Raw genomic sequence first — 24,052 nt, 5'->3', positions numbered from 1 at the left:
TGTGTCAAGTGATATATTTGTGTGGAAGTAATGGAGAGAAATGCATGAACCCCGCACAGAAAGTGCGTCGGTCGCCGGAAGGCGGCTACGCGCGCGGTGACGAGACGCGTCAGCGAATAATCGAAGCAGCGATCCAGCTGTTTGGCGAACACGGATTCGAAGGCGCGTCGACCCGCGAGATCGCGGCTTGCGCCGGCGTCAACGCGCCCGCGCTGCAGTACTACTTCGAGAACAAGGAAGGGGTGTATCGCGCGTGCGTCGAAGCACTGGCCGACGATGCATGGAGAACCTTCGGCCCGGCCATCGAACACGCACAGGCCGTGGTGCGCGAAAACGCCGGGACCGAAGTGTTGATCGACGCTTTTATCCGGATTCAGGAAGCGATGGCGGACGGCGCGTTCGCGAAAGCGAGCAAGCCGGGCCGGCGGATGTTCTTTGCACGCGAGCAGGCCGGCTACGAACCCGAGAGCGCCACGCAGATTCTCGCGTGCCGGATCCGTCAGCCGTTGAACGAAGCGAGCGCCGCGCTGGTCGCGCGTATCTGCGGGCTAGCCTCCGACGACCCCGTCACGCAGATTCGCACATTCAGTCTGCATGGACAGCTGGTGGTCTTTCACCTCGCGCATCGCTCGACGCTGTCGGTTCTCGGCTGGAAAAGCATGGACGCAGAGAAGGCCGAGCAGTTGAAGTCCACGGTACGCGATCAGACGCGAATACTGCTCGAACACTGGAGCCGGGAACGCGACGCGCGGCACGCGAAAGATGCGAAAGGTGCGAAAGCCGCGAGCAAACCGCCGCGTTCGCGCAAGCAGGCCCCAGGCGATAACGACGGCAACTGAAGCACGGCCCGCGTATCGGCCGGGGCCGGCCTGGGAGCCGGCCTAGGGACCGGCCGATCACGCAGCGAGCGCCGCGAGCGCTCTGCGAACCGAGGCCGAGGCTTCAGCGCCAGAAACCAGGGTTGAATCGCGACCGCGCGCTGTCGCCAGCGCGTGCGTTTCAATCCATAGCCGAAAGGTAATCCGCCAGACGGGCGAGCATTGCATCGCAATCGCTCAGTTGCTCGCTGGTGAGAAATTCATCTGGCTTATGCCCCTGGTCCATACTGCCTGGTCCGCAGACCACGGTGGGAATGCCCGCCTGCTCGAAGAGCCCGCCTTCGGTGCCGAACGCCACGGTGCCAAACTCGTTTGAACCGGTCAGCAACGATAGAAGACGCGCCGCTTCGCTATCGGGCGACGTAGCCAGTCCCGGATAAGCCGAGAGCGACTGGAAGCGGATATCGGCGTCGGACTTCACGGCACGCATTCTGGGAAGCAGCTCGGCTTCGGCGTACGTTTGCAACTCGTCGGCTACCTGACCGGCGTCGAAACCCGGCAGCGCCCGGACTTCGATATCGAACTCACATTCTGCGGGCACGATGTTCAGCGCACGGCCGCCTTTGATCACTCCGGTCTGCACGGTCGAGAACGGCGGATCGAACCGTTCGTCGCGATACTCGGGCTGCGCGAGATGATCGCCGATCTCTTCGAGACGGCTGATCATGCGCGCCGCGTACTGAATGGCGTTGACACCATATGGCGCGTAGGCCGAATGGCACGGCGCACCCTTGACCTGACAGCGCATCGCCAGTTTGCCCTTGTGTCCGAGCACCGGCTTGAGTTCGGTCGGCTCGCCGATCAGACACAGCACCGGCTTATGCGGACGCCGTTCCAGTTCAGCGAGCATAGGCCGCACGCCAAGGCACCCGACTTCCTCGTCGTATGAAAAGGCGAGATGCACCGGGAGCTTCAAATCGCGTTCGACGAAGCCAGGCACCGCCGCGAGCACCGATGCGATGAAGCCCTTCATGTCGGCCGTCCCGCGACCGTACAGCCGGCCGTCACGGTGAGACGGAATGCGTCGACGCTCCACGCCTGCCCTTCGACCGGCACCACGTCGGTATGGCCTGACAGCACAATGCCGCCCCGCTCGTGCGGACCGATCGTCGCAAACAGATTCGCCTTGGTACGCTCGGCGTTGTAGAAGAGTTCGCTCTTCACACCCAGTTCGTCCAGGTAATCTCGAATGAACCCGATCATGTCGAGATTCGACTCGCGGCTGACCGTGGCAAAGCCGATCAACGTGGCGAGCAGCGCGCGACTGGACCTGTCACTCATTGCCGGGCACCCCGTAGCTCGGCGCGGCGGTCGGATTCAAAGCGCGCGTCAGATAGTCCTGCATTTGCGGCTGATATGCGCGCCACAAACCATCGAGTTGGCCGATGGGATCGTCGTCGACCCAATCGACACGCAAGTCGACGACGGGCCAGCTCACATCGCCCACGATTCTGAGCGCCGCCGAATGCACGGGCCCCGCCTCGCCGCCCGCGGCCATCGCCGCGTGCATGGCCGCGAGGAGCCGATCGGCAAGCGGGCCTGCGGTCTGCTCGAACGCAGGGACCATTGCCTCGATCACTTCGACGCCGGCGAGCATATTGCCCGCTGCCACGCATTGCTCGCCCGCGACGGCGTGATACGTGCCCAACGCTTCCTTGCCGCTGAAGAACGCCGTGCGGCCCTGGCTATCGACCACCGTCACCTGACGATATTCGCTCCAGTCGCTTGCCCCTAGCGCACGATCCAACGCGGCGGCGGGATCGAATTGCCCGCTTTCGAGAAGATCGAGAATCTGCGGGCCCAGTGCCGGCAGCGTGACGTTTTGCGTCGCGACCACGCCGACGCCTGCACGCACCCAGGGACAACGGGCGCCCACTGCAATGCTCGACGAACTGATCGCAATCCCAAGCTGCCCCGACTGTGCGCAGCGTCCGACAATAGAGAATGTCATGTCCCGCTCCTCAGGCTTGCGGCCGCGTCCATCCGTCTGGAATGACGGCGATTACGTCGATCTCCATCAGCCATTGCGGCTGACCGAGCGCAACCACGACGAGCCCGGTGGAAATCGGAAATACGCCCTTCAGCCACTTGCCGACTTCCTGATACACAGGCTCGCGATAACGGACATCCGTCAGATACGTCGTTGTCTTGACGACGTGAGACAAGTCGCTGCCCGCCTCTTCGAGCAATTGCTTGAGGTTCTTCATGGCCTGCTCGGCCTGGGCGCGCGGATCGCCCAAGCCGACCAGACGGCCTTCGAAATCGGTCCCCACCTGGCCGCGTACATAAACCGTATTGCCTGCGCGCACGGCCTGACAGAGGTCGTTGTCGAGCGTCTGGTTCGGATATGTGTCCTTCGTGTTGAACATGCGAATTCGGGTATGCGTAGGTTGGCTCATGAGTGCACCATTTATATGGGGAGAAAGATGGGGAGACGCGTGAATCAGTTCACGCCCATTTCGCTTACTTTATGAACCTTTGAACCGGCGGACGAGCCGTCGGCGCCTTCAGTGCCTGCTGCGCTTTCGTCGCGGCCGCTCGCTACGTCGCGTCGCGGTCCATCGTAATACGCCAGATATTTGCGCTGGGTGACGATGTGATCGGCGACGTGCTTCGCGTCGTGCCACACGCCCCAGATAAACGCAGAGCCGCGACGCGACAACCACGGCAGTCCGAGAAAATAGATGCCCGGCTCCTTCGATACGCCGCGCTGATGCGACGGCTTACCTTTTTCGTCGAACGCGTTCACGTCCAACCAGCCGAAATCGACTGCATAACCGGTTGCCCACACAATCGACGTCACGCCGGCTTCTGCCAGATCGAGTTCGCGAAGCGGATGCGTGACGCACTCGGGGTCGGCGGGAATGGCGCGCGCCTCCGGTTCTTGCGGAAGATCGAGACCGTTGCGCTCGGCATACGCGTCGGCCGCGTCCAGCAGCGACAGATAGTTCTCGTCGCCGCGCGCGATGTTCGCCGCCAGATCGTCTTCGAAGACAGCGACGCCATTGTCGAAAGACTTCGTGAGACCCACGAGCGTAATGCCCTGATGCGCGAGACGCCGGAAGTCCACCGTATGACCGCCGCGCGACCCGCTTACTGCGATCGTCACGTGTTCCCTGCCCGGCTTCATGACCTCCGCGTCCCATTCGCCGAGCACGCCGAGCCACCAGCAAAAATCGCGACCGCGATAAGCGCGCGGCGGACGGTCGTGCGCACCGACCGACAGATAAACGCGCCTGCCTGCACGCTGCAACTCGTCCGCGATCTGCACGCCGGACGATCCCGCGCCCACCACGAGCACGCTTCCTTCAGGCAATTGCCCCGGGTTGCGATAGTCGGCGGAATGAATTTGCGTGAGACGCGTGTCTTGCGGCGCAATCGGCGGAATGACGGAGCGCTGGAAAGGTCCAGTCGCGACGACCACGCGATTAGCCTCGATCGTGCCCTCCGACGTTTCGACCGTAAAGCCCGGACGTCCGGCATTACGCACGACGTGCTTCACCTCCACGCCAGTGCGGATCGGCGCATCGAACTTTTTTGCGTAAGCGACGAAATATTCCGCGACCTGCTCCTTCGGCGCAAAAGCGTCCGGGTGGACGTCCGCGAACTCCAGGTTGGGGAAACGATCGTGCCATGCGGGACCGTTCGCAACCAGCGAATCCCAGCGCCCGGTACGCCAGCGCTCGGCAATACGGGCGCGCTCCAGTACGAGGTGCGGCACCCCGAGCCTCGTCAGGTGTTCGCTCATCGCGACGCCGGCCTGGCCGGCGCCGACCACCAGCGTATCGATCGACGTTGTTTCGAGTGTCATGACTGTGTCCTTCAGAAGAGGCTATAGCGAATCATGCTTGCAGACGGCGTGTGCCGCCCCGGCCGTTCGTCTCCCGTCAAAATCTACCCGCCCATTCCGAATCCGAAAAACATATTAAAAAAATGCAGCGCATCGGTTTTTCCTATGCAGCGCTTTTTGACCGCCTCACAATGCCGCTCGTTGAAGACCTTGAAGATGGAGCGTCGTCGATGGAAAGTCACCCGTTGCGCTATTCATTGCGCCAGTTGCGCTATTTCGTCGTCACGGCGGAAGCGCTGTCTTTCACGGCGGCGGCAAAGCGCCTGCATATCTCGCAACCGTCGATCTCGACGGCGCTTGCGGATCTCGAAGTCTCGTTCGGCGTGCAACTCTTCATACGACATCACGCGAGCGGTCTTTCGCTCACGCAGGCCGGACGCGATCTGCTCGGCCAGGCGCGCAATCTGCTGAAGATCGCGGAGGAACTGCAAACGACCGCGAAGGAAATGGACGGCGGCATGACGGGTGCAATTGCGCTCGGCTGTCTCGTCTCGCTTGCGCCGCCGCTCATGCCGCGGTTGATCAGCCGCTTCACTGGCGAGCACGCGGGCATTTCGTTTCGCACCGTCGAGGCGCATCAGGACGGCCTTTTACGCGGCCTGCACGACGGCTCGCTCGACATTGCCCTCACCTACAGCCTCGACTTGACCGAGGACATTGCTTTCACGCCGCTGCTTTCGCTGCCGCCTTATGCGATCCTGCCGCGCACGCATCGGCTCGCCCGCGCGCGCAAGGTATCGCTCGCTGACCTTTTGCCCGAGCCTTATGTAATGCTCGACTTGCCGCACAGCCGCGAGTACTTCGCCGCGCTCTTCGACGCAGTGGGCAGCCGGCCGGTGCCGGCGTTTCGCTCGTCGCAGCCCGAGGTCGTGCGCGGCATGGTGGCCAACGGTCTCGGCTACAGCCTGCTTAACTTTCCGCTCAAGTCCAATCGCACGGTGGATGGCGAAGAGTTCGTCATTAAACGCTTCAAAGACAACGTCAACGCAACGATGCTAGGCATCGCGCAATCGCGCACGATGAAGCCTCGCCAGCTCGTGCATCGTTTTGCGTCGTTCTGCGAGAACTACATCCGGCGACTGCATATAGACGAATGAGTCATCGCGGTTGGTCGACTGCTTTCAGATTGCGTTCGCTGCATAGACAAAACCTTTGCTTTGTATCTGAAAACAATATTTTGGCTTGCAAATTGGCTTGATAGATTGGTGGCCATGTTGAGCGCTACGCCGCGAGGCTTTACGCCGGCTCGCTCTGACCGTCACGAATCGAGGGGGACGCATGACCGACCTGCCAACGACGACTGCAGTGCATGCACTGGTTGAAAAGCTGCAGACGGGTTGCGAACGGCCATTCGGCGATGCGCGTTCAATGCCGCCCGGTGTCTACACGTCGCCCGAATTTCTGGCGCTGGAAGAGCGCGCGATCTTTTCGCGGGAATGGCAATGCGTCGGCCGCGCTAGCGCGCTGAAAGCCCCCGGTGATTACCTGAGCGCGCGCATCGGCGCGCAACCCGTCGTGGTTCTACGCGACGAACAGATGCAACTCAGGGCCATGTCGAACGTGTGCCTGCATCGCATGTCGGTATTGCTCGAAGGACGCGGAAACGTGCGCCGCATCGTCTGCCCGTATCACGCGTGGAATTATTCACTGGACGGCGCATTACACGGCGCGCCGCTCATGGACCGGCAACAGGGCTTCTGCAAGGAAAGCTACCGGCTGCCCGCAGTACGTTGCGAAGAATGGCAAGGCTGGCTCTATGTGACGCTCGAAGAAAACACGCCGCCCGTGCGCGAGCAGCTTGCCGATCTGGGCGAACTGATCGGCGCATACGGCATGTCGGACTACATTGAAACGTTCTATGAAGAGCACGTGTGGGACACGAACTGGAAGATCCTCGCGGAAAACTTCATGGAAAGCTATCACCTGCCCATGTTGCATCGCGCGACGGTCGGACCGCATTCGCGGCTCGAAGAAATGGAATGCCCGCCGGGTTATCCCGCGTTCAACTATCACTGGATTACGAAGGAAGCGTCTTTGCCGATCGGCAACGCGCATCCGGAGAACACGCGACTTACCGGGCATTGGCGCAAGACCACCGCGCTGCTCGCGATCTACCCGACGCATCTGGTCACGCTTACCCCAGGTTACTTCTGGTATCTCGTGCTGCAACCTCAGGGCGTAGGGCACGTGCATATCCGCTTCGGCGGGGGGCTTGCGCCGGAGTTCATCGCGGACCCCGAAGCGAACGCGCATATGGCGACGCTGAAGAAACTGCTGGACGACGTGAACGCCGAAGATAAACGCGGCGTGGAAGCGGTCTTTCGCGGCGTGCACGCGCCGCTCGCGAAACCGGGCCATTTGAGCCATCTCGAACGCCCCAACTATGACTTCGCGCGCTACCTAGCCAGCAAGATCGCCGCGACGCAGCCCGGTACACATTGATTACGACGCACCATCGACAGGACGCGATCACGATGTCAAACCCTTCCTTCATTTCGCTCTCGCGCGTGAGCAAATCGTATGACGGCGCCCAATATGTCGTCGATGACTTGAATCTCGAGGTGGGCAAGGGAGAATTTCTGTCGCTGCTCGGTCCCTCCGGCTCGGGCAAGACAACCACGCTGATGATGCTCGCGGGATTCGAAACGCCCACTCACGGCGAGATCCGCCTCGACGGCCGCCGCCTCGACGACAAACCTCCGCATCAGCGCGACATCGGCATGGTGTTTCAGAACTACGCGCTTTTTCCGCATCTGACGATCGCGGAGAACGTCGCGTTTCCGCTTTCCGTGCGGCACGTGAGCCGCGCCGAGCAGAAGGTGCGTGTGAAGCGTGCGCTCGACATGATCGAACTTCCGCATCTGGCGAACCGGCGTCCTGCGCAACTCTCCGGCGGACAGCAGCAGCGCGTCGCGCTCGCGCGTGCGCTCGTGTTCGAGCCGAGTGTCGTGCTGATGGACGAGCCGCTCGGTGCGCTCGACAAGCGCCTGCGCGAAACGATGCAATACGAAATCATGCGCCTGCATCGCGAACTGTCGCTCACGATCGTCTACGTGACGCACGATCAGGCGGAGGCACTGACCATGTCGAACCGCGTGGCCGTGTTTTCCGATGGCCGCATCCAGCAGGCCGCCACACCGAGCGAGCTTTACGAAAATGCGCAGAACGCGTTCGTCGCCAACTTCGTCGGCGAGAACAATGGACTGACCGGACGCGTGGCGAATACAAGCGACGGCTCCGCAACGCTCGCGCTTTCGGACGGCAGCATGATTCGCGGCCGTTGCGAAGAAGGCCTGCGCGCCGGCGACGAAGCGATGCTCGCGCTGCGCCCCGAACGCGCGCATATCCCGAGCGCGGAAGGCACGCTCGCCGCCGAACACGACAACGTAGTGCGTGCGCGCGTCGACGAACTGGTGTATTGCGGCGATCATCACCGTGTACATCTGACGCTCGGCTCGCGCGATTCGATCGTTGTGAAGGTGCCCAACACCCAGCGCCATGCGCTGCCCTCGCCCGGCAGCACCATCGACGTCGCGTGGCGCCACGACGACTGCAAGATTCTCGCCGCACCTGCGCCGCGAAGCGCGCCCGCAATCAACGTAACCACACCGCCCTCACCTTCCATAATCACGACCGCACCAGCAGGAGCCAACTGACATGCGCACCCTCATCAAAGCACAATGCGCTGCACTCGCCGTAGCCGCATTCGCCACCGTGACCACCCAGGCAGCGGAGACGCTCTCCGTCGTGACCTTCGGCGGCGCGTACGAAGCGGCGGCCAAGAAGGCCTACTTCGAACCGTTTACGCAGGCCACGGGGATCGGCTTCTCGACCGAATCGTACGACGGCGGGCTCGCCAAGCTTTCCGCGATGGAGCAAGCCAAAAACACCACGTGGGACCTGATCGACCTCGAAACCAACGATGAGATCACCGCCTGCGAGGAAGGCCTCCTGCAAAAGTTCGACAAGAAGACGATCGGCAAGACGAGCGACTTCATTCCCGGCTCGATCAGCGATTGCGCGGTCGCGAGCATGGTGTGGTCGACGGTCTATGCGTACGACGCGAGCAAGCTCAAGACCGCGCCGACCACCGTCAACGACTTCTTCGACCTGCAGAAATACCCGGGCAAGCGCGGCTTGCGCAAGTCGCCGAAGGTGTCGATGGAATGGGCGTTGATCGCGGACGGTGTCGATCCTAAAGACGTTTACAAGGTGCTCGGCACGCCCGCCGGCGTGGATCGCGCGTTCAAGAAACTCGACACGATCAAGAAGAGCATTGTGTGGTGGGAGTCGGGCGCGCAGGCGCCGCAGCTGCTCGCCGACGGCGCGGTCGTCATGACGCAGGCCTACAACGGCCGCATCTCCGATGCCGCGAAGAAAGACAACAAGCCGTTCAAGGCGGTCTGGGACGCGCAGGTCTACGACTTCGACTGGTGGGCCGTGCCGACGGGCGCGAAGCACGCCGACGCCGCAGCCAAATTCATCGTCTCGGCTTCGCAACCCAAGGCTTACGCGGATCTGTCGAAGTACATCGCGTACGCGCCGCCGCGCAAGGACGCGATTGCGCTCATCGACAAGCAGCGTCTTGCCGATCTGCCGACCGCACCCGAGAACTTCAAGCGCGCGCTGCAGATCAACGCGAACTTCTGGGCCGACAACGCGGACCAGATCAACAAGCGCTTCCAGGTGTGGCTGACGCAGTAACGCCACCGTTCGACGAGAGCCCAACTTGACTACCAGCATGCCCGCTTCCGCCCAAGGCACGGTCCCGGGCTCTCCGACGAGAGCCGAAGGCCGCGCGTCGTTCCAGAAGGCGCGCCGCCGCGCATCGTTGCAGGCGTTGCTGCTTGCGCTGCCGTTGCTCGTGTTTCTGCTCTCGACGTTCATTGCGCCGATCATGCTGCTGCTCGCGCGCAGCGTCGAGAACCGCGAAGTGCCGGACAGCATGCCTGCACTGACGCGTGCGCTCGATGCATGGGACGGTCGCGGCGTGCCGGACGAAGCCACGTTCGCGCTGCTCGCCGCGGGGCTCAAGGAAGCGCAGCAAAGCGGGCAGCTCGGCACCGTCGCGCGGCGGCTGAATTTCGCGCAGCCGGAGTTTCGCAGCCTGCTCATGCGCACCGCGCGCCAGCTGTCGGGCGATCCGCCGCCGGCGTGGAAGCCGGCGCTCGTCGAACTCGACGAACGCTGGAACTCGCCCGAGACCTGGCGCCTGCTGAAGCGAGCCGCCGCGTCGCCGACGCCGGACTATCTGCTCGCCGCAGTCGATGCGCAAGTGACGCCGCAAGGCACGCTCGCGTTCGTCGCGGATAACGCTTCGGTCTACCGGCAAGCATTCGTGCGGACCATCTCGATCAGCGCGACGGTCACGCTGCTGTGTCTCGTGCTCGGCTACCCGGTCGCGTGGCTGCTTGCGAACCTGCCCGCGAAAAGCAGCAACCGGTTGATGCTTCTCGTGATCGTACCGTTCTGGACTTCGCTGCTCGTGCGCACGACAGCATGGTATGTGTTGCTGCAGCCGGGCGGCGTCATCAATAGTCTCGTGACGGGTCTCGGCCTCGCCACTCACCCGCTGCCGCTCATCTTCAATCGGACAGGCGTTCTGATCGGCATGACACACGTGCTGCTGCCGTACATGATTCTCGCGATCTATTCGGTCATGAAAAGCGTGTCGCCAGTTTATATGCGCGCCGCGCAATCGCTCGGCGCGCATCCGTTCACCGCGTTCGTGCGCATCTATGTGCCGCAGACGCTGCCGGGCGTCGGCGCCGGCTGCTTCCTCGTCTTCGTGCTCGCGCTCGGCTACTACATCACGCCTGCGCTGCTCGGTGGCGCCGGCGACGAGATGATCAGCCAGCTCATTGCGATGCAGACGAACACGCAACTCAACTGGGGCCTCGCCGGTGCGCTCTCGGCCTATCTCGTGATCTTTACGGCGATCTTCTATTTTCTCTTTAACCGCATCGTAGGCATTGACCGCCTGCGCTTCGGGTAAGCACCGTTCGAATGCACACGCGACGAAGCACGACGAAGGGACACGACGGAGGAACGATATGCAAGATCAACGCAACAAGATGCTGACCGAACGCGTCGCCGCGCGCTGGGTGCGGCTGCATACCGCACTCGTGCTGTTCTTCCTGATTGCGCCGATTCTCGCGATCATCCCGCTCTCGTTTAATTCGGGATCCTACTTTTCTTACCCGATGCAGGGATTTTCGCTGCGCTGGTATGAGCAGGCGCTCACGAGCGCGGACTGGCAACGCTCGCTGCTCAATAGCCTCGGCATCGGCGCGGCTTCGACGGTGATTGCCACGTGTCTCGGCACGCTCGCCGCATTGGGCCTGTCGCGCTCGCAGTTTCCGCTGCGCTCGCTGATCATGCCGCTCATCATTTCGCCGATGATCGTACCCATCGTCGTGGTCGCGGCAGGCTTCTATCTGATCTTCGCGCCGCTCGGACTCGTGAACTCGTATCCCGGTGTGGTGCTTGCGCATGCGGCGCTCGGCACGCCATTCGTCGTGATTACCGTGACCGCTTCGTTGCTTTCGTTCGACCACAGCCTGTTGCGTGCCGCTTCAGGGCTCGGCGCGCCGCCGTGGGTGACATTCAGGCGCGTGACGTTGCCGCTCATCATGCCGGCGATCGCCACGGGCAGCGTCTTCGCGTTCGCGACGTCATTCGACGAGGTGATTGTCATTCTGTTCATCGGCGGCCCGGATCAGACAACCGTGCCGCGGCAGATGTGGAGTGGAATTCGCGACTCGATCGACCCGTCGATCCTCGCCGTAGCGACAATGCTGATCGTGTTCGCAGTGCTGCTCTTTGCGAGCATCACGTGGCTGCGCGGGCGGGCGGCGGCTGCTAGTAATGCGCTTGTTTGATGAAGGGAGGCTGTTGCCGGCCCGATGCGAACCTTCATGCGTAACCCAAGAACCGGAAAGCGTACCAGGAAAAATATGCGCAGCCAGTGGCTAGTGTTAGAGCGGAGAGTCCCCTCGCACTTTCCGTACATTGCTTCGTCAATGTGGAACTCGAATGGCCTGCCACGCAAAATCTTGCGCAGCAGGTAACCCCGGGCGCGAGTTCCTCGAACGTGACCGTCTCGAGTTCGTGCTGCATCGGCGTCAGCTTGTTGAGCATGAGGCTCATTAAACGACAAAGCCCGGCGTCTGGCCAGACGTGGGCGGTGCTTTGTCAGCAATCTATAGCCCCGCTGAAGCCGGGCTTTTCGCTAACGCTCAAGAATAATCGCACCGACAAAATAGAGAGCCACGCACAGGATCATCGCGCCGCCAGTGCAGTATGCCCAACGCATCAAGGGCCATCGCTGCCACGCGTAGGCATTGACGCCAGCCGCTAAAGTGGCGGGGCCGAATATGAGCAGATACAGAATGAGCCAGTTGTACCAAGGAAATGCGCATTTGCCCAGTTCGTGGCAGCCGTGCACAATCTTGTGTGGATCGCGAAACCAGTCGTATCTACTGAGTGTAGCGAGGCAAGCCCATGTAATAGCAAGTCCGTATCCAATTCCTCCAAGGCTAACGACGAACCGTTTCACTTGATCTCCCAAAAAAGGATCTCTTTTGATTTTCGTAAATCAGAGAAGCCAAACGAAGTACCCGCGAAGAGAGAGTTCATCCCAAACATTCGCCCGACCGTTGCAACTGAGTCTTCTGGGCCGCTGATCGTTAATCGCGAACCGTTCCAAAGGTCAATGTGCCCGCCACTTGCGTCTGCTGCGCTTTCGCCGTCCCGCGTCCAATAGCGGGAGAACTGGATGATGCCAGTTCTCCCCTTCATCTTCGATTCCCAATCTGGCCCGGTAATGTCCCCGGCGTTCGGCAGACCGGCAAAGGGGCGCAGCTTCAACCATTCACCAAGCTCATCTGCGCGAGTTGCTGTTGGTTTGCCATCGAGAATGATTCGCCCAATGGTGGACTGGCCCGACAGTGGACGCACCAGCCTCGAAGAAAACGACTTCATTTCGATGCCGACGCGATGGAAAGTAACGCTCATGCGAATCGCGCATTGATCCTTGTATGCAGGATTATCATACGGATTTCCCGACGGATAAGCACTCCACAGCTCGCGAAAGGTCAGTACTGTCAACTGCACTTCCTTGATGGAGTTCGGCGTCGAGTTGGTTCTGACTATTGTCTTCGTGTTCGGCATTATCAGACTTCCTGTTTTGCGAGGGCTTCATCGCCTCAATGAACGGTGTAACTAACGGCGGTGGCAGTGTGGACGCGCGGCAGGTGACCGCGACGGGCACTTCCAAAGGACGATATCGCGGTCAGCGGTAATCTCACCTATACAGTCAATACGCCGGGGACCGCCAGCCTTCAATCGTGCCAGCGCTCCTGGAGGTTTCGCAGTAAGCCGTTCCGCCGATGACGGCGAGGCGGCGAACCGCCTCGCCAATAGTCAGGACCGGACCCGCATAAGGCAGTTTCTCGCCGCCGCGTTCCAGGCTGTCGCCTACTACGTCGATTCGAAGCATCATGATTTCGTTTCGTGTTCCATGTGGTACTAGATGCGCGCCATGTCATCGCGTGCGAGCGCTTCATCGCCCCAATACACTGCGAAGTCGCCGCTACTCTCGCCGGTGTCAATGCGCGGTAGCCGTCCATCCGCACCAAGGCGTCCCGCGCGCATCCGGCCGTCTGGCGTCTCGATGACATACGGATACCCTTCGAGCGTCATGCCCGCAGCAGCGACGCAGACCTGTTCGTCGTATATCGCATCTACTACCGATGACGCGATTGCGGCAGCAGCCCCGCTGCTTTCGCCCGCTTCGCTTTCGTCGGTCCAGTAGAAACAACAGGGATTGGGACTAGCCATCACGCGATTCTGTCCGCAGGGACACAGCACCAGATCGCCTTCGATGACACCGGGCTTTCCTCTGTAGTATCTGCGCGCAGCTGTACCGGATATCCTGAACGTACCCTCGCACTTGCCGCACGTTGCTTTGTCACCGTTGAGCGCGAATGGCCTGCCGTGGTCCGTCATGTGAGTGGCAGACCCGCCGGTTACAACGCCACCTGTCGTCGTGGGGCTGCCTTGCACGACGAGCGCCTTACGCATGGGTGTCGCCTCTCGCACTGGCAGACTCAGCGGCAGGCGGCGCGTATCCGCGGTCGAACAGGACGGGAGTCATTTCGCCGTTGCTTAGGCGCGAACCGATCAGCGCAAGCGGCTTAACCTCCCATGTAGCGGCATAGGCGGCGCCGTCGATAATGCTGGTTTGTCTCCCGTCGTCATACGCGTCGATTTCTCCGACGCGAGCGCATGCCTTGCCTGCATACTCGGCGCTGGTCAGTACCCGGCTCGCGTATCCGCAGCGCCCGGTGCGAGTACCAATAATTGCAAACAGGCTTGTCGTTTGGTTTTCCTGCTGTTCCGGCATTTTTAGTCTCCTGTCCTGGTTAAGTCACTCCTCCGCATTGCGCGGAACCTGGCCCGCTGACGCGACAAGGCATTACCTCGCATGACGCGCTGACCGCCATATCGGACAACTCTGAAAACAGGTGACGTGCTGGTGTTTGGCGACGTGAGACAGTATTTTTCCGCTCGCATTTCGGTGGGATAATCACGATGCATTAATTCGGTATGCGTATCATCCTTGTCAACAAAAAGCCGCTCAACAGGTCGGCGTGTCGGTCGATGTCGACAGACAATGACTACACCGTAAGCAGTCACGTGCAATAACAAATAGTTAAGTGCAAAGGGAGCAAAACGGACAAGCTTCAGGAAGGCAGCCTCGGACTCTGTGAACGTGGTTCACGACGACATTGGCGAATCGTTCTACCCAGAAACGGCCTGCCTCTTTCCTCCGCGGATAGGCGGATGGAAAGGAATAGCTGAGGACGTATGGCACTTACCAATGACCTGGCAGACTACCTACTTCGGCCTTATTGCCCAGATGGAGTCTGGCCCATGGCTTCTAGTGTGGCCAACAGGTAGAGGGCTAGTGCCCCCGACAGGTTCACTGCGAGTTCAGCATGCCTTGCTGCGGGCTTTACTGCGCGCTTGCCTGTGCCGTGCGCATCGCTAAGCCTGTTTCGGAGGGCACCCAGCCCTTCCACCACCGACTGACAGCCGCCCAAGATCTGCCTAAAGACTCACTCAGTGTGCTGACTGGGAGCCAAGTTCAATGCCTTAGATGTGAGCCTGTAGAGTTCCGGCAGGTCAGGCGATTCCCCGTAAGATACGTCGCGCTCGTCGAGAATATGCTTACACATGCTCTCAAGAAGAGTACGCGCCATCGTTATCGCACCCTCTGGGTCCGCCTGCTTCCTCTCCAATGCCTTGTTCCATGCAGCCAGCACATGCTCGCTATCGAACTTCTCGATGGCCGCAGTAACTGCCGAGTCGGCGGGACTCGTCCCGGCCCCTTCGATTCGCTCCAGGAGAGGCCTGAACTCATCCCACAAAAACAACCGCCGCTCTGCGTAACTCGGAAACTTGTGTTTTATGAATTGCCAGAACTGGCTCAGGTCGCGACAGGTACGCACGAATCTCGGAACAAGTGGCGCATAGTCCGCGCGCGCCAGTAGGGAGGCCCTCAGTGTCACATAGTCGCCATCGTACGTAGGGCCGTTAGTCGCGTGTGACACAAGGATGTTCTGTAGCAGCTCAACTTCATCCAGAAAGGACGCTGATTGGCTCACGAACCGTCTCCTGACGACCGCCTACATGTGGTGGGAATGCGTGTAGATTGTGTGGTTAGCGAGAATTCGCCAACACGATACGGCCTTATAAATCAGTCATTTATAGGCACAAAGGTATTCTGGCGGAGAGACGGGGATTCGAACCCCGGATAGGCTATTAACCTATACACGCTTTCCAGGCGTGCGACTTAAACCGCTCATCCATCTCTCCGGCGGGGAGCCGAATTATAGCAAACTTCGAGCCGTCCGCTACACCCTCGCGCAAACCGCTCTACGGATGACGGATATAGTCCACCAGCGCCGTCGTATAAGCATCCGGTTTGCGGTCGAAAAGGCTTACGCCGATCGCCACCAGAAAGCCCGCCGGCACGCCGAACACGCCCGAACTGATCGGTTCGATGCCGAACCACCGCGGCCCCGCAAAGCCCGTCATCTGCGCGAAGAAGGGATAGGTCGAAACAATGTAGTAGATGCACACGAGTAGCCCCGCCAGCATGCCGGCCACCGCGCCGAGCCGCGTCGTGCGCTTCCAGAACACGCCCAGCACCAGCACCGGAAACAGGCTCGACGCCGCCAGTGAAAATGCCGCGCCGACCAGAAACAGAATGTTGCCCGTGTTGAGCGACGCCACATACGACGCAAACAGCGCCACTCCGAGCAGCAGAATCTTCGAAATGGTCACGCGCCGCTGACTCGACGCGCCCGGGTCGACCATGTGGTAATACACGTCGTGCGATAAGGCGTTCGCAATCGTCAGCAGCAAACCGTCAGCCGTCGAAAGCGCCGCGGCCAATGCGCCCGCCGCGATCAGGCCAGACATCACATACGGCAATCCCGCGATCTCCGGCGCGGCAAGCACCACCATGTCGGGCTGCATCTGAATCTCGCTCCATCGCACGATGCCGTCGCCATTGGTGTCCGCGAGCGTGATCAGGCTCGGCTCGACCTTGCGCCATTGTGTGAGCCATTGCGGCAGATCGGAAAAGTGATGACCCACGAGGCTCGTCAACATCTCGTACTTGATCAGTACCGCAAGCACCGGCACGGTCACATAAAACAGCGCGACGAAAAAGAGCGTCCAGCCGACCGAGCGTCGCGCGGACGCGACCGACGTCGTCGTGTTGTAGCGCGTCAGAATATGCGGCAAGCTCGCCGTGCCGAGCGACAGACACAGCAGAAGCGAAAGAAAGTTGCGCTCGTGCATGCGCCGGTCGTCATCGCTCGCCGCGGGGAACGGCTCGTGCATCGGCAGCGGCGCGGCAGCACGCATCAGCATCTCGTCTCGCTGCTGGCTCCAAACGATCTGCGCGGCAGCGGCATCGCGTGGAAACTGCTCGAGCGCTTTCTCGCGCTCCTTGATCTCGCGCAGCGGACCATTGCGGCGGCGCAGATCCGCCACCTCCTGTGTGAGCTTCAGCTTCTGCGCGACGAATGAATGCGGCAGCATGTCGAGCCGCTGCTGCATCAGCGCGGCCCGGCGGCGATAATCGTCGCGCACGGTCTGCTCGAGCGGCTCGTCGCGCACCTGTTTCTCGAGGCTCTCCATACGCTCCATCAACCGGCCGTAACTCAGTTGCGGTACCCAGCCGAGCCCGTCCTTATGCGCGATCATCGAAACGGGAATCAGGATCGCCGAAATCAGAATGATGTATTGCGCAACCTGGGTCCACGTCACCGCGCGCATGCCGCCGAGAAACGAACACACGAGAATCCCCGCGAGTCCGCAGAAAATGCCCACGGCAAAGTCGACACCAATGAAGCGTGTCGCAATCAGGCCGACGCCCTGAATCTGCGCAACCAGATAAACGAACGAACACAGAATCGCCGACAACGCCGCGAGGCCGCGCACGGCGTTGCTCGAAAAACGCGTGCCGAGGAAATCGGGAATCGTGTAGCGCGCGAGCTTGCGCACGTATGGCGCGAGCAAAAACGCAACGAGGCAATAGCCGCCCGTCCAGCCCATCAGATAGGCCAGGCCGTCGTAGCCGGTTGCGTAGATCGACCCGGCGAGGCCGATGAACGAAGCCGCCGAAAGCCAGTCCGCCGCCGTCGCCATGCCGTTGAACGCGGACGGCACGCGCCGTCCCGCTACGTAGTATTCGACGAGATCCGACGTGCGCGACAGCAAGCCGATCACCGCGTACACGGCAATCGGCACGAACAGGAACACATAGCCGATCCACATGCCCGGCCCGGTCGTGCGCTCAATGCGCCACATCACATAGATGAACAGCAGGAAGCCAAGCGTGTAAAACGCATATGAGCGAACCAGCCTGTTCGTCAGCTTCATCGGATCAGGTTCCCGCGCACGCCGGCATCGGCGGCATCGGCGGCAGCCGGGCTTGCGGCCACACCTGCGCCTGAAGCGGCACCGGTGTCGGCAGCAGTATGAGCGTCGGCCTCGAACGCGCGTTGCAAGTGGCGGTCGGCGCGCTGCATGGACACGATATACACGACGATCAGCGCGAGATACATCAGGATCGCGCCCTGTGCGCCGAAGTAAAACGGCAACCTGAAGCCGGCAAAACGCAGATGCGCAAGAGCGGGTGCCGCGAGCGGCAACAGGAACGATACGGCGAAGCCCACCGACATCAACGCCGCGATGAGCGCGAGATTGAAGCGCCAGTACTTCTGATGTGCGCGAGCAAGCGCCGCCGACACCGCCGGCGGTTCGGGCGCGGGGTTCTGCGCAGCGTGAGAGGAGTGGTGAGGCGCGGCCATGCGCCTATGTATCAAAAAGGCACCGCGCAGGCAATCGGGATTGTCCGCCCGAGGGCTGATCAGGCATTCGGCGAGGAGCGCATCGTCCGATACGCCCCTGCCTTTTCATCTGCAACGTGCCGGCAGACGCATGCTTTTTAAAGCGACTCGCCGAGCTGATCGAGGATCGCCGGGTTCTCCAGCGTCGACACGTCTTGCGTGATTTCCTCGCCCTTTGCAAGCGAACGCAACAGACGGCGCATGATCTTGCCTGAGCGCGTCTTCGGCAGATTCTCGCCGAAGCGGATGTCCTTCGGCTTCGCGATCGGACCGATCTCCTTGCCGACCCAGTTGCGCAATTCGTTGGCAAGCTTGACCGCCTCCTCGCCTTCCGGACGCGCGCGCTTCAACACGACGAACGCGCATACCGCCTCGCCGGTCGTTGCATCTGGCCGGCCGACCACGGCGGCCTCCGCGACGATCGGGTTCGACACCAGCGCCGATTCGATCTCCATCGTGCCTAGACGGTGACCCGACACATTGAGCACATCGTCGATACGGCCCATGATCGTGAAGTAGCCGGTGTCCTTGTCGCGCACCGCGCCGTCGCCGGCGAGATAAAGCTTGCCGCCGAGTTCCTCGGGGAAATAGCTCTTCTTGTAACGGTCCGGATCGCCCCACACGTTACGCAACATGGAAGGCCAAGGCCGCTTCACCACCAGAATGCCGCCCTGCCCGTTCGGCACGTCCTGACCGGTTTCGTCGACGACCGCCGCCATGATGCCCGGCAACGGCAGCGTGCACGAGCCCGGCACGAGCGGCGTTGCGCCCGGTAGCGGCGTGATCATGTGGCCGCCGGTTTCCGTTTGCCACCACGTATCGACAATCGGGCAGCGCCCGCCGCCGACGTTCTCGTAATACCACACCCACGCTTCCGGATTGATCGGCTCGCCGACCGTACCGATGATGCGCAGCGTCGACAGGTCGTAGCTCTTTGGATGCACTTTCGCATCGGCTTCCGCGGCCTTGATCAGCGAGCGGATCGCGGTCGGCGCGGTATAGAACAGCGTGACCTTGTGCTTCGCGATCATGTCCCAGAAGCGGCCGGCGTTCGGATAGGTCGGCACACCTTCGAACACGACCTGGGTGCCGCCGAGCGTCAGCGGACCATAAGTGATGTAGCTGTGACCCGTGATCCAGCCGATGTCCGCGGTACACCAGAACACGTCGCTGGACTTCCAGTCGAAGGTCCACTTCATGGTCTGCGCGGCCCACAGCAGATAGCCGCCCGTGCTGTGCTGAACGCCCTTCGGCTTGCCCGTCGAACCCGATGTATAGAGAATGAAAAGCGGATGCTCGGCACCGACCCACTCGGGCGCGCATTGATCCGACTCGGCTTGCGAGATCTCATGCATCCACAGATCGCGGCTTTCGTTCCACGCAATCTTGCCGCCGGTGCGCTGGTAGACGATCACGCTCTTGACGGCTTCGCAGCCGCCCATTGCGAGCGCTTCGTCGGCGATGTTCTTCAACGGCAGCGCCTTGCCGCCGCGCATCTGTTCGTCCGACGTGACGAGTGCGACTGCGCCCACGTCGACGAGCCGTTCGTTGAGCGACTTCGACGAGAAGCCGCCGAACACCACCGAGTGCGTCGCACCGATCCGCGCGCATGCCTGCATCGCGACAATGCCTTCGATCGACATCGGCATATAGATCACCACGCGGTCGCCCTTCTTCACGCCGCGCGTTTTCAGCGCGTTCGCAAAGCGCGACACACGTTGCAGCAGATCCTGATACGTAACGTTGGTGACGGTGCCGTCGTCGGCTTCGAAAACGATCGCGACGCGCTCGCCGTTGCCCGCTTCCACATGACGGTCGATGCTGTTGTAGGACGCATTCAGCTGGCCGTCTTCGAACCACGTGTAGAACGGCGCTTTCGATTCGTCGAGCACTTTCGTGAAGGGTTTGTTCCAGCTTAGCGTCTCGCGAGCGAGGCGCCCCCAGAAGCCTTCGTAATCTCGTTCCGCCTCGGCGGTCAGCGCATGGTAAGCGTCCATGCCGGAGATCGTGGCGCCGGCCGCTGCTTCGGCGGAGGGCGGGAAAACACGGCGTTCCTGAAGAACCGATTCAATCGCAGACATCGACAACCCCTTGGTGAAGATGAAACGTAAAACCTGTGCCGGCGCACCGTTCGCGCGCCGTGTCATGTGGACGCCGCAATCAGACGCGATTGCAGGCGCGTGTCTCCCGCCTCGCGCACCGACCGTGCGAGGTCGCTGCGCCACGGACCGCTTCCGTCAGCCTGCGTCATGTCGCAACGCAACATAAACGCAGGCGGGACAACGTCCGCTCTCATGTTCAACCATAAGCGGTGCAACTTACCGGCCACTTACGCGAGCGGCATCGGCTTGCCCGCACAAACCCTTACGCGATTCGTACGACGCTTTCAGCGAGCCTTCCATGCTGCGCCGTTCGCGCACGCCATGCAGGTCACCTTCGTTACGCCTGCTTCCCTCACGTTGCTTTGCGAGCCCTAATACAATGCTAACTGAACTAGCTGCCCGGATTCCAGTTTGAATCGCTACGCCCTGCTCCTTATCAGTTCGATGCTGCTCGTCGGCAGCAATGTCGGCATCGGTAAATCGATTGTCCAATTCGTCCCCGTTCCGCTGTTCGCGCTGCTGCGCTTCGTGATCGCTATGGCCGTGCTGTGGCCGCTTTTGCGCATCGCGAAACTGCGTCACGTAAAGCGCGATGAATGGCTCAATCTGTTTCTGCAGGCGCTCTTCGGCACCTTCGGGTTTACGCTACTCATGCTCAACGGCGTGCAGCGCACGAGTGCGGTGGCGGCGGGCGTCATCACGAGCACCATTCCGGCCGTCGTCGCGCTGCTGTCCTGGCTTATTCTCAAGGAGCGTCCCAATGGACGCGCGCTTGCATCGATTGCATTGGCCATTGCGGGCGTGGTGGTCATCAATCTCGCGCATGTCGATGCGGGCGCGCACGGCGAGACTTCGTTCACGGGCAACCTGATGGTGCTCGGCGCAGTGTGCTGCGAGTCGCTCTACATCATCCTGTCGCGGCGCCTCACGCAAACGCTCGCACCTATCGACATCTGTGCATACACGCATCTGTTCGGCCTGCTGTTGATGCTGCCGTTCGGCGCGACAGCGCTCGTCGATTTCGACTATCGCGCGGTGCCGCCTGGCGTGTGGACACTGGTGCTGTGGTATGGACTGTCCGCAAGCATCTTTTCCTTCTGGCTCTGGATGAAAGGTATCCGGCACGTGCCCGGCAGTCTTGCGGGCGTATTCAGCGCCGTGCTGCCGGTTGCCGCGGCCATCTACGGCATTGCGTTTCTCGGCGAGCGTCCGACGCTTGCGCACGGCGTCGCGCTTGCGTGCGTGATTGCGGGCATTGGACTCGCGAGTCTGAAAGTGAAGCGCGTGCCGCCGGTTGCATCCTAAGCGTTGGGCCTCGACCGTGCCCGCCGCGCCGCAGCAAATTCGCCCAACGCTGTACAATAGCGCGCGCTGATGCCAGCGTTGCCGGGCCGCTGCCGGCCCAGAATGGGCTCGCCTCGCGCCCGTACCGCGCCTTGCGCACTTCGCTTTCCGTGCCGATCCGCGCGCGTGATTCGCACGCTGTCGGGCTCATTTGCTCCACGTTCCGTCACCTGCGTTCGATCCGATTTCTGTCTATGTCCGCTTCGCGAATCAATTCCCCGCGCCAACGCCGACCCATGCGCCCGCTGCCTGTCGTCATCTTCATGAGCCGCTGGCTGCAGGTGCCGCTGTATCTCGGGTTGATCGTCGCGCAGGCCGTGTACGTCGTGCTGTTCCTGAAGGAAGTCTGGCATCTCGTTACAGCGTCGATGACGCTCGACGAAACCAACATCATGCTGGTCGTGCTCGGTCTGATCGACGTGGTCATGATTTCGAACCTGCTGATCATGGTGATCATCGGCGGGTATGAAACGTTCGTGTCGCGCCTCGGTGTGGAAGGCCATCCCGACGAGCCCGAATGGCTCGACCACGTGAACGCCGGCGTGCTGAAAGTGAAGCTCGCCATGGCGCTCATCAGCATCTCGTCGATCCATCTGCTGAAAACGTTTATCAGCCCGGACCAGAACTCGACGCACACCATCATGTGGCAGGTCATCATCCACGTCGCGTTCCTCGTCTCGGCACTGATCATGGCCCTGGTCGACCGGCTGACCACGCACACGCATCCGACTCATTTTCAGGAACCCGCGGATCTGCAGCCGCTGGGTTCCAGCGGTTCCACTCCCCTGAAAGCGCACGACTGACCGCACAGCCTGCGAACAGAAAAAAGCGCTACCGTCCCCACCGAGCTTAGCCATGACCGTCATCAAACAGGAAGATCTGATTCAGAGCATTGCTGATTCGTTGCAATACATCAGCTACTACCATCCGCTCGACTACATCCAGGCCCTGGGCCGCGCGTACGAACTCGAACAGAGCCCGGCCGCGAAAGATGCGATTGCGCAGATTCTCACCAACAGCCGCATGTGCGCCGAAGGCAAGCGTCCGATCTGTCAGGACACGGGCATCGTCACAGTGTTCGTGAAGGTCGGCATGGACGTGCGTTGGGACGGTGCGACGATGGGCGTCACCGACATGATCAACGAAGGCGTGCGCCGCGGTTACCTGAACCCGGACAATGTGCTGCGCGCGTCGATCGTGAGCCCGCCCGAAGGCGCGCGCAAGAACACGAAAGACAACACGCCGGCCGTGATTCACTACGAGATCGTGCCGGGCGATAAGGTCGACGTGCAAGTCGCGGCCAAGGGCGGCGGCTCGGAAAACAAGTCGAAGTTCGCGATGCTGAATCCGTCGGACTCCATCGTCGACTGGATTCTTAAGACGGTGCCGACCATGGGCGCGGGTTGGTGCCCGCCGGGCATGCTCGGCATCGGCATCGGCGGCACGGCCGAGAAAGCCATGGTGATGGCAAAAGAATCGCTGATGGACCCGATCGACATTCAGGACGTAATCGCACGCGGCCCGAAAGACTGGATCGAGGAACTGCGCGTCGAACTGCACGAGAAGGTCAATGCGCTCGGCATCGGCGCGCAAGGCCTGGGCGGCCTTGCCACGGTGCTCGACGTGAAGATCATGGCCGCCCCGACGCACGCCGCGTCCAAGCCGGTTGCGATCATCCCGAACTGCGCGGCCACGCGTCACGCGCACTTCACGCTCGACGGCTCGGGCGTCGCCAAGCTCGAAGCGCCGTCGCTCGATGCATGGCCGAAGGTGCAATGGGAACCGAACACGGAGACCAGCAAGCGCGTCGATCTGAACACTCTGACGCCGGAAGAAGTCGCTTCGTGGAAGCCGGGCCAGACGCTGCTGCTGTCGGGCAAGATGCTGACGGGCCGCGACGCCGCGCACAAGCGCATCGCGGACATGCTGGCCAAGGGAGAGAAGCTGCCGGTCGACTTCACGAACCGCGTGATCTACTACGTCGGCCCGGTCGATCCGGTGCGCGACGAAGCTGTCGGCCCCGCAGGGCCGACCACGGCAACCCGCATGGACAAGTTCACCGAGACCATGCTGTCGCAAACGGGTCTCATCTCGATGATCGGCAAGGCCGAGCGCGGACCGGTCGCGATCGAGGCAATCAGGAAGCACAAGGCCGCGTATCTGATGGCCGTGGGCGGCGCGGCTTACCTGGTGTCGAAGGCGATTCGCAGCGCAAAGGTGCTGGCATTCGAAGACCTCGGCATGGAAGCGATTTACGAGTTCGACGTGCAGGACATGCCGGTTACAGTGGCAGTCGATTCGAGCGGCACCTCGGTGCACCAGACCGGCCCGAAGGAATGGCAGGCAAAGATCGGCAAGATTCCCGTCGCAACCGTCTGATTCGCCGCCGACGCGCATAGCGTGTCTTGAGAAGCCGGGGCCACGGTCCCGGCTTTTTTCATGGATGCC

At 61.5% G+C, this 24,052-nt stretch carries 22 protein-coding genes, 1 tRNA gene and 2 pseudogenes; 10 read left to right on the top strand and 15 right to left on the bottom strand.

Translation table 11 applies throughout. From position 1 onward, the window contains the following. Positions 1 to 44: 44 nt before the first annotated feature. The gene (locus tag ACTJLB_RS04195) at positions 45 to 839 is read left to right on the top strand and encodes a CerR family C-terminal domain-containing protein (protein ID WP_440782573.1); all 795 of its coding nucleotides are present in this window, start codon (positions 45 to 47) and stop codon (positions 837 to 839) included. Positions 840 to 999: 160 nt separating this feature from the next. On the opposite strand, the pseudogene argE reads toward ACTJLB_RS04195, so the two are convergent. From argE to ACTJLB_RS04175, 4 genes and pseudogenes are all read right to left on the bottom strand, one after another. Continuing rightward, positions 1,000 to 2,159, bottom strand: a pseudogene (gene argE / locus ACTJLB_RS04190) (acetylornithine deacetylase). After that, entirely contained in the window at positions 2,152 to 2,829 is a 678-nt protein-coding gene (locus ACTJLB_RS04185; protein WP_440782572.1) for a DUF1028 domain-containing protein, read from the bottom strand. The pseudogene argE and the gene ACTJLB_RS04185 overlap by 8 nt, the downstream one beginning before the upstream one ends. A gap of 10 nt (positions 2,830 to 2,839) precedes the next feature. Further along, positions 2,840 to 3,277: a RidA family protein gene (locus ACTJLB_RS04180; protein WP_006048278.1), complete on the bottom strand. Its 438-nt coding sequence runs from the start codon at positions 3,275 to 3,277 to the stop codon at positions 2,840 to 2,842. Between the two features lie 44 nt (positions 3,278 to 3,321). Beyond that, positions 3,322 to 4,689 carry a flavin-containing monooxygenase gene (locus tag ACTJLB_RS04175; protein ID WP_440782571.1) on the bottom strand — a complete coding sequence of 456 codons (1,368 nt, stop codon included), beginning with the start codon at positions 4,687 to 4,689 and terminating at the stop codon, positions 3,322 to 3,324. 209 nt (positions 4,690 to 4,898) lie between these two features. Here ACTJLB_RS04175 and ACTJLB_RS04170 point away from each other — a divergent pair, with 209 nt between their 5' ends. From ACTJLB_RS04170 to ACTJLB_RS04145, 6 genes are all read left to right on the top strand, one after another. Next, a complete protein-coding gene (locus ACTJLB_RS04170) occupies positions 4,899 to 5,825 on the top strand; it encodes a LysR substrate-binding domain-containing protein (protein ID WP_440782570.1) in 927 nt (308 codons plus the stop codon). A 181-nt stretch (positions 5,826 to 6,006) separates the two neighbouring features. Next, positions 6,007 to 7,170, top strand: a complete 1,164-nt coding sequence (locus tag ACTJLB_RS04165) for an SRPBCC family protein (protein WP_408487185.1) — start codon at positions 6,007 to 6,009, stop codon at positions 7,168 to 7,170. 32 nt (positions 7,171 to 7,202) lie between these two features. Next, complete coding sequence (locus ACTJLB_RS04160) at positions 7,203 to 8,384, top strand: ABC transporter ATP-binding protein (RefSeq protein WP_087752648.1); 1,182 nt, start codon at positions 7,203 to 7,205, stop codon at positions 8,382 to 8,384. Between the two features lies 1 nt (position 8,385). Then, positions 8,386 to 9,432 (top strand): ABC transporter substrate-binding protein, encoded by a 1,047-nt coding sequence (locus tag ACTJLB_RS04155; RefSeq protein ID WP_020069960.1) that lies wholly within the window; start codon positions 8,386 to 8,388, stop codon positions 9,430 to 9,432. Between the two features lie 37 nt (positions 9,433 to 9,469). After that, on the top strand, positions 9,470 to 10,723 hold the full coding sequence (locus tag ACTJLB_RS04150; protein WP_310359396.1) for an ABC transporter permease: 1,254 nt from the start codon (positions 9,470 to 9,472) through the stop codon (positions 10,721 to 10,723). Positions 10,724 to 10,781: 58 nt separating this feature from the next. After that, entirely contained in the window at positions 10,782 to 11,609 is an 828-nt protein-coding gene (locus ACTJLB_RS04145; RefSeq protein WP_020069962.1) for an ABC transporter permease, read from the top strand. Between the two features lie 673 nt (positions 11,610 to 12,282). On the opposite strand, the gene ACTJLB_RS04140 is transcribed toward ACTJLB_RS04145, so the two are convergent. The 11 genes and pseudogenes from ACTJLB_RS04140 to acs form a co-directional block, all read right to left on the bottom strand. Further along, positions 12,283 to 12,900, bottom strand: coding sequence for a type VI secretion system amidase effector protein Tae4 (locus ACTJLB_RS04140; protein ID WP_440782569.1), 618 nt, complete (start codon positions 12,898 to 12,900; stop codon positions 12,283 to 12,285). A gap of 145 nt (positions 12,901 to 13,045) precedes the next feature. Continuing rightward, positions 13,046 to 13,231 (bottom strand): hypothetical protein, encoded by a 186-nt coding sequence (locus tag ACTJLB_RS04135; protein ID WP_408130158.1) that lies wholly within the window; start codon positions 13,229 to 13,231, stop codon positions 13,046 to 13,048. Between the two features lie 26 nt (positions 13,232 to 13,257). Continuing rightward, positions 13,258 to 13,569 carry a hypothetical protein gene (locus ACTJLB_RS04130; protein ID WP_408130302.1) on the bottom strand — a complete coding sequence of 104 codons (312 nt, stop codon included), beginning with the start codon at positions 13,567 to 13,569 and terminating at the stop codon, positions 13,258 to 13,260. Between the two features lie 27 nt (positions 13,570 to 13,596). Beyond that, positions 13,597 to 13,812, bottom strand: a pseudogene (locus tag ACTJLB_RS04125) (PAAR domain-containing protein); the annotation flags it as partial. Then, positions 13,805 to 14,134, bottom strand: coding sequence for a PAAR domain-containing protein (locus ACTJLB_RS04120; RefSeq protein ID WP_440782568.1), 330 nt, complete (start codon positions 14,132 to 14,134; stop codon positions 13,805 to 13,807). The pseudogene ACTJLB_RS04125 and the gene ACTJLB_RS04120, both read right to left, overlap by 8 nt. Positions 14,135 to 14,639: 505 nt before the next feature. After that, positions 14,640 to 14,834, bottom strand: a complete 195-nt coding sequence (locus tag ACTJLB_RS04115) for an abortive infection family protein (RefSeq protein ID WP_440782566.1) — start codon at positions 14,832 to 14,834, stop codon at positions 14,640 to 14,642. 15 nt (positions 14,835 to 14,849) lie between these two features. Then, a complete protein-coding gene (locus ACTJLB_RS04110; RefSeq protein ID WP_440782565.1) occupies positions 14,850 to 15,398 on the bottom strand; it encodes a hypothetical protein in 549 nt (182 codons plus the stop codon). A gap of 120 nt (positions 15,399 to 15,518) precedes the next feature. Then, positions 15,519 to 15,609 (bottom strand) — tRNA-Ser (locus tag ACTJLB_RS04105). Positions 15,610 to 15,669: 60 nt separating this feature from the next. Beyond that, a complete protein-coding gene (locus ACTJLB_RS04100) occupies positions 15,670 to 17,688 on the bottom strand; it encodes a sodium:solute symporter family protein (RefSeq protein ID WP_440782564.1) in 2,019 nt (672 codons plus the stop codon). Beyond that, positions 17,685 to 18,119 (bottom strand): DUF4212 domain-containing protein, encoded by a 435-nt coding sequence (locus ACTJLB_RS04095; RefSeq protein WP_440782563.1) that lies wholly within the window; start codon positions 18,117 to 18,119, stop codon positions 17,685 to 17,687. Before ACTJLB_RS04095 ends, ACTJLB_RS04100 begins: the two co-directional genes overlap by 4 nt. Before the next feature lie 137 nt (positions 18,120 to 18,256). Further along, positions 18,257 to 20,239 carry an acetate--CoA ligase gene (acs, locus tag ACTJLB_RS04090; RefSeq protein WP_310070869.1) on the bottom strand — a complete coding sequence of 661 codons (1,983 nt, stop codon included), beginning with the start codon at positions 20,237 to 20,239 and terminating at the stop codon, positions 18,257 to 18,259. Positions 20,240 to 20,671: 432 nt separating this feature from the next. Here acs and ACTJLB_RS04085 point away from each other — a divergent pair, with 432 nt between their 5' ends. From ACTJLB_RS04085 to ACTJLB_RS04075, 3 genes are all read left to right on the top strand, one after another. Next, the gene (locus ACTJLB_RS04085; RefSeq protein ID WP_088175063.1) at positions 20,672 to 21,565 is read left to right on the top strand and encodes a DMT family transporter; all 894 of its coding nucleotides are present in this window, start codon (positions 20,672 to 20,674) and stop codon (positions 21,563 to 21,565) included. A 275-nt stretch (positions 21,566 to 21,840) separates the two neighbouring features. Next, positions 21,841 to 22,407, top strand: a complete 567-nt coding sequence (locus ACTJLB_RS04080; RefSeq protein ID WP_020069967.1) for a TIGR00645 family protein — start codon at positions 21,841 to 21,843, stop codon at positions 22,405 to 22,407. Positions 22,408 to 22,459: 52 nt separating this feature from the next. Next, positions 22,460 to 23,983 (top strand): fumarate hydratase, encoded by a 1,524-nt coding sequence (locus tag ACTJLB_RS04075; protein ID WP_020069968.1) that lies wholly within the window; start codon positions 22,460 to 22,462, stop codon positions 23,981 to 23,983. Positions 23,984 to 24,052 lie beyond the last annotated feature (69 nt).

It is taken from the genome of Paraburkholderia sp. 22098, assembly GCF_052045935.1.
Classification (GTDB): domain Bacteria; phylum Pseudomonadota; class Gammaproteobacteria; order Burkholderiales; family Burkholderiaceae; genus Paraburkholderia; species Paraburkholderia caledonica.
The sequence above is the reverse complement of the archived record's forward strand: the minus strand, read 5'-3'. Positions and strand labels throughout refer to the sequence as shown.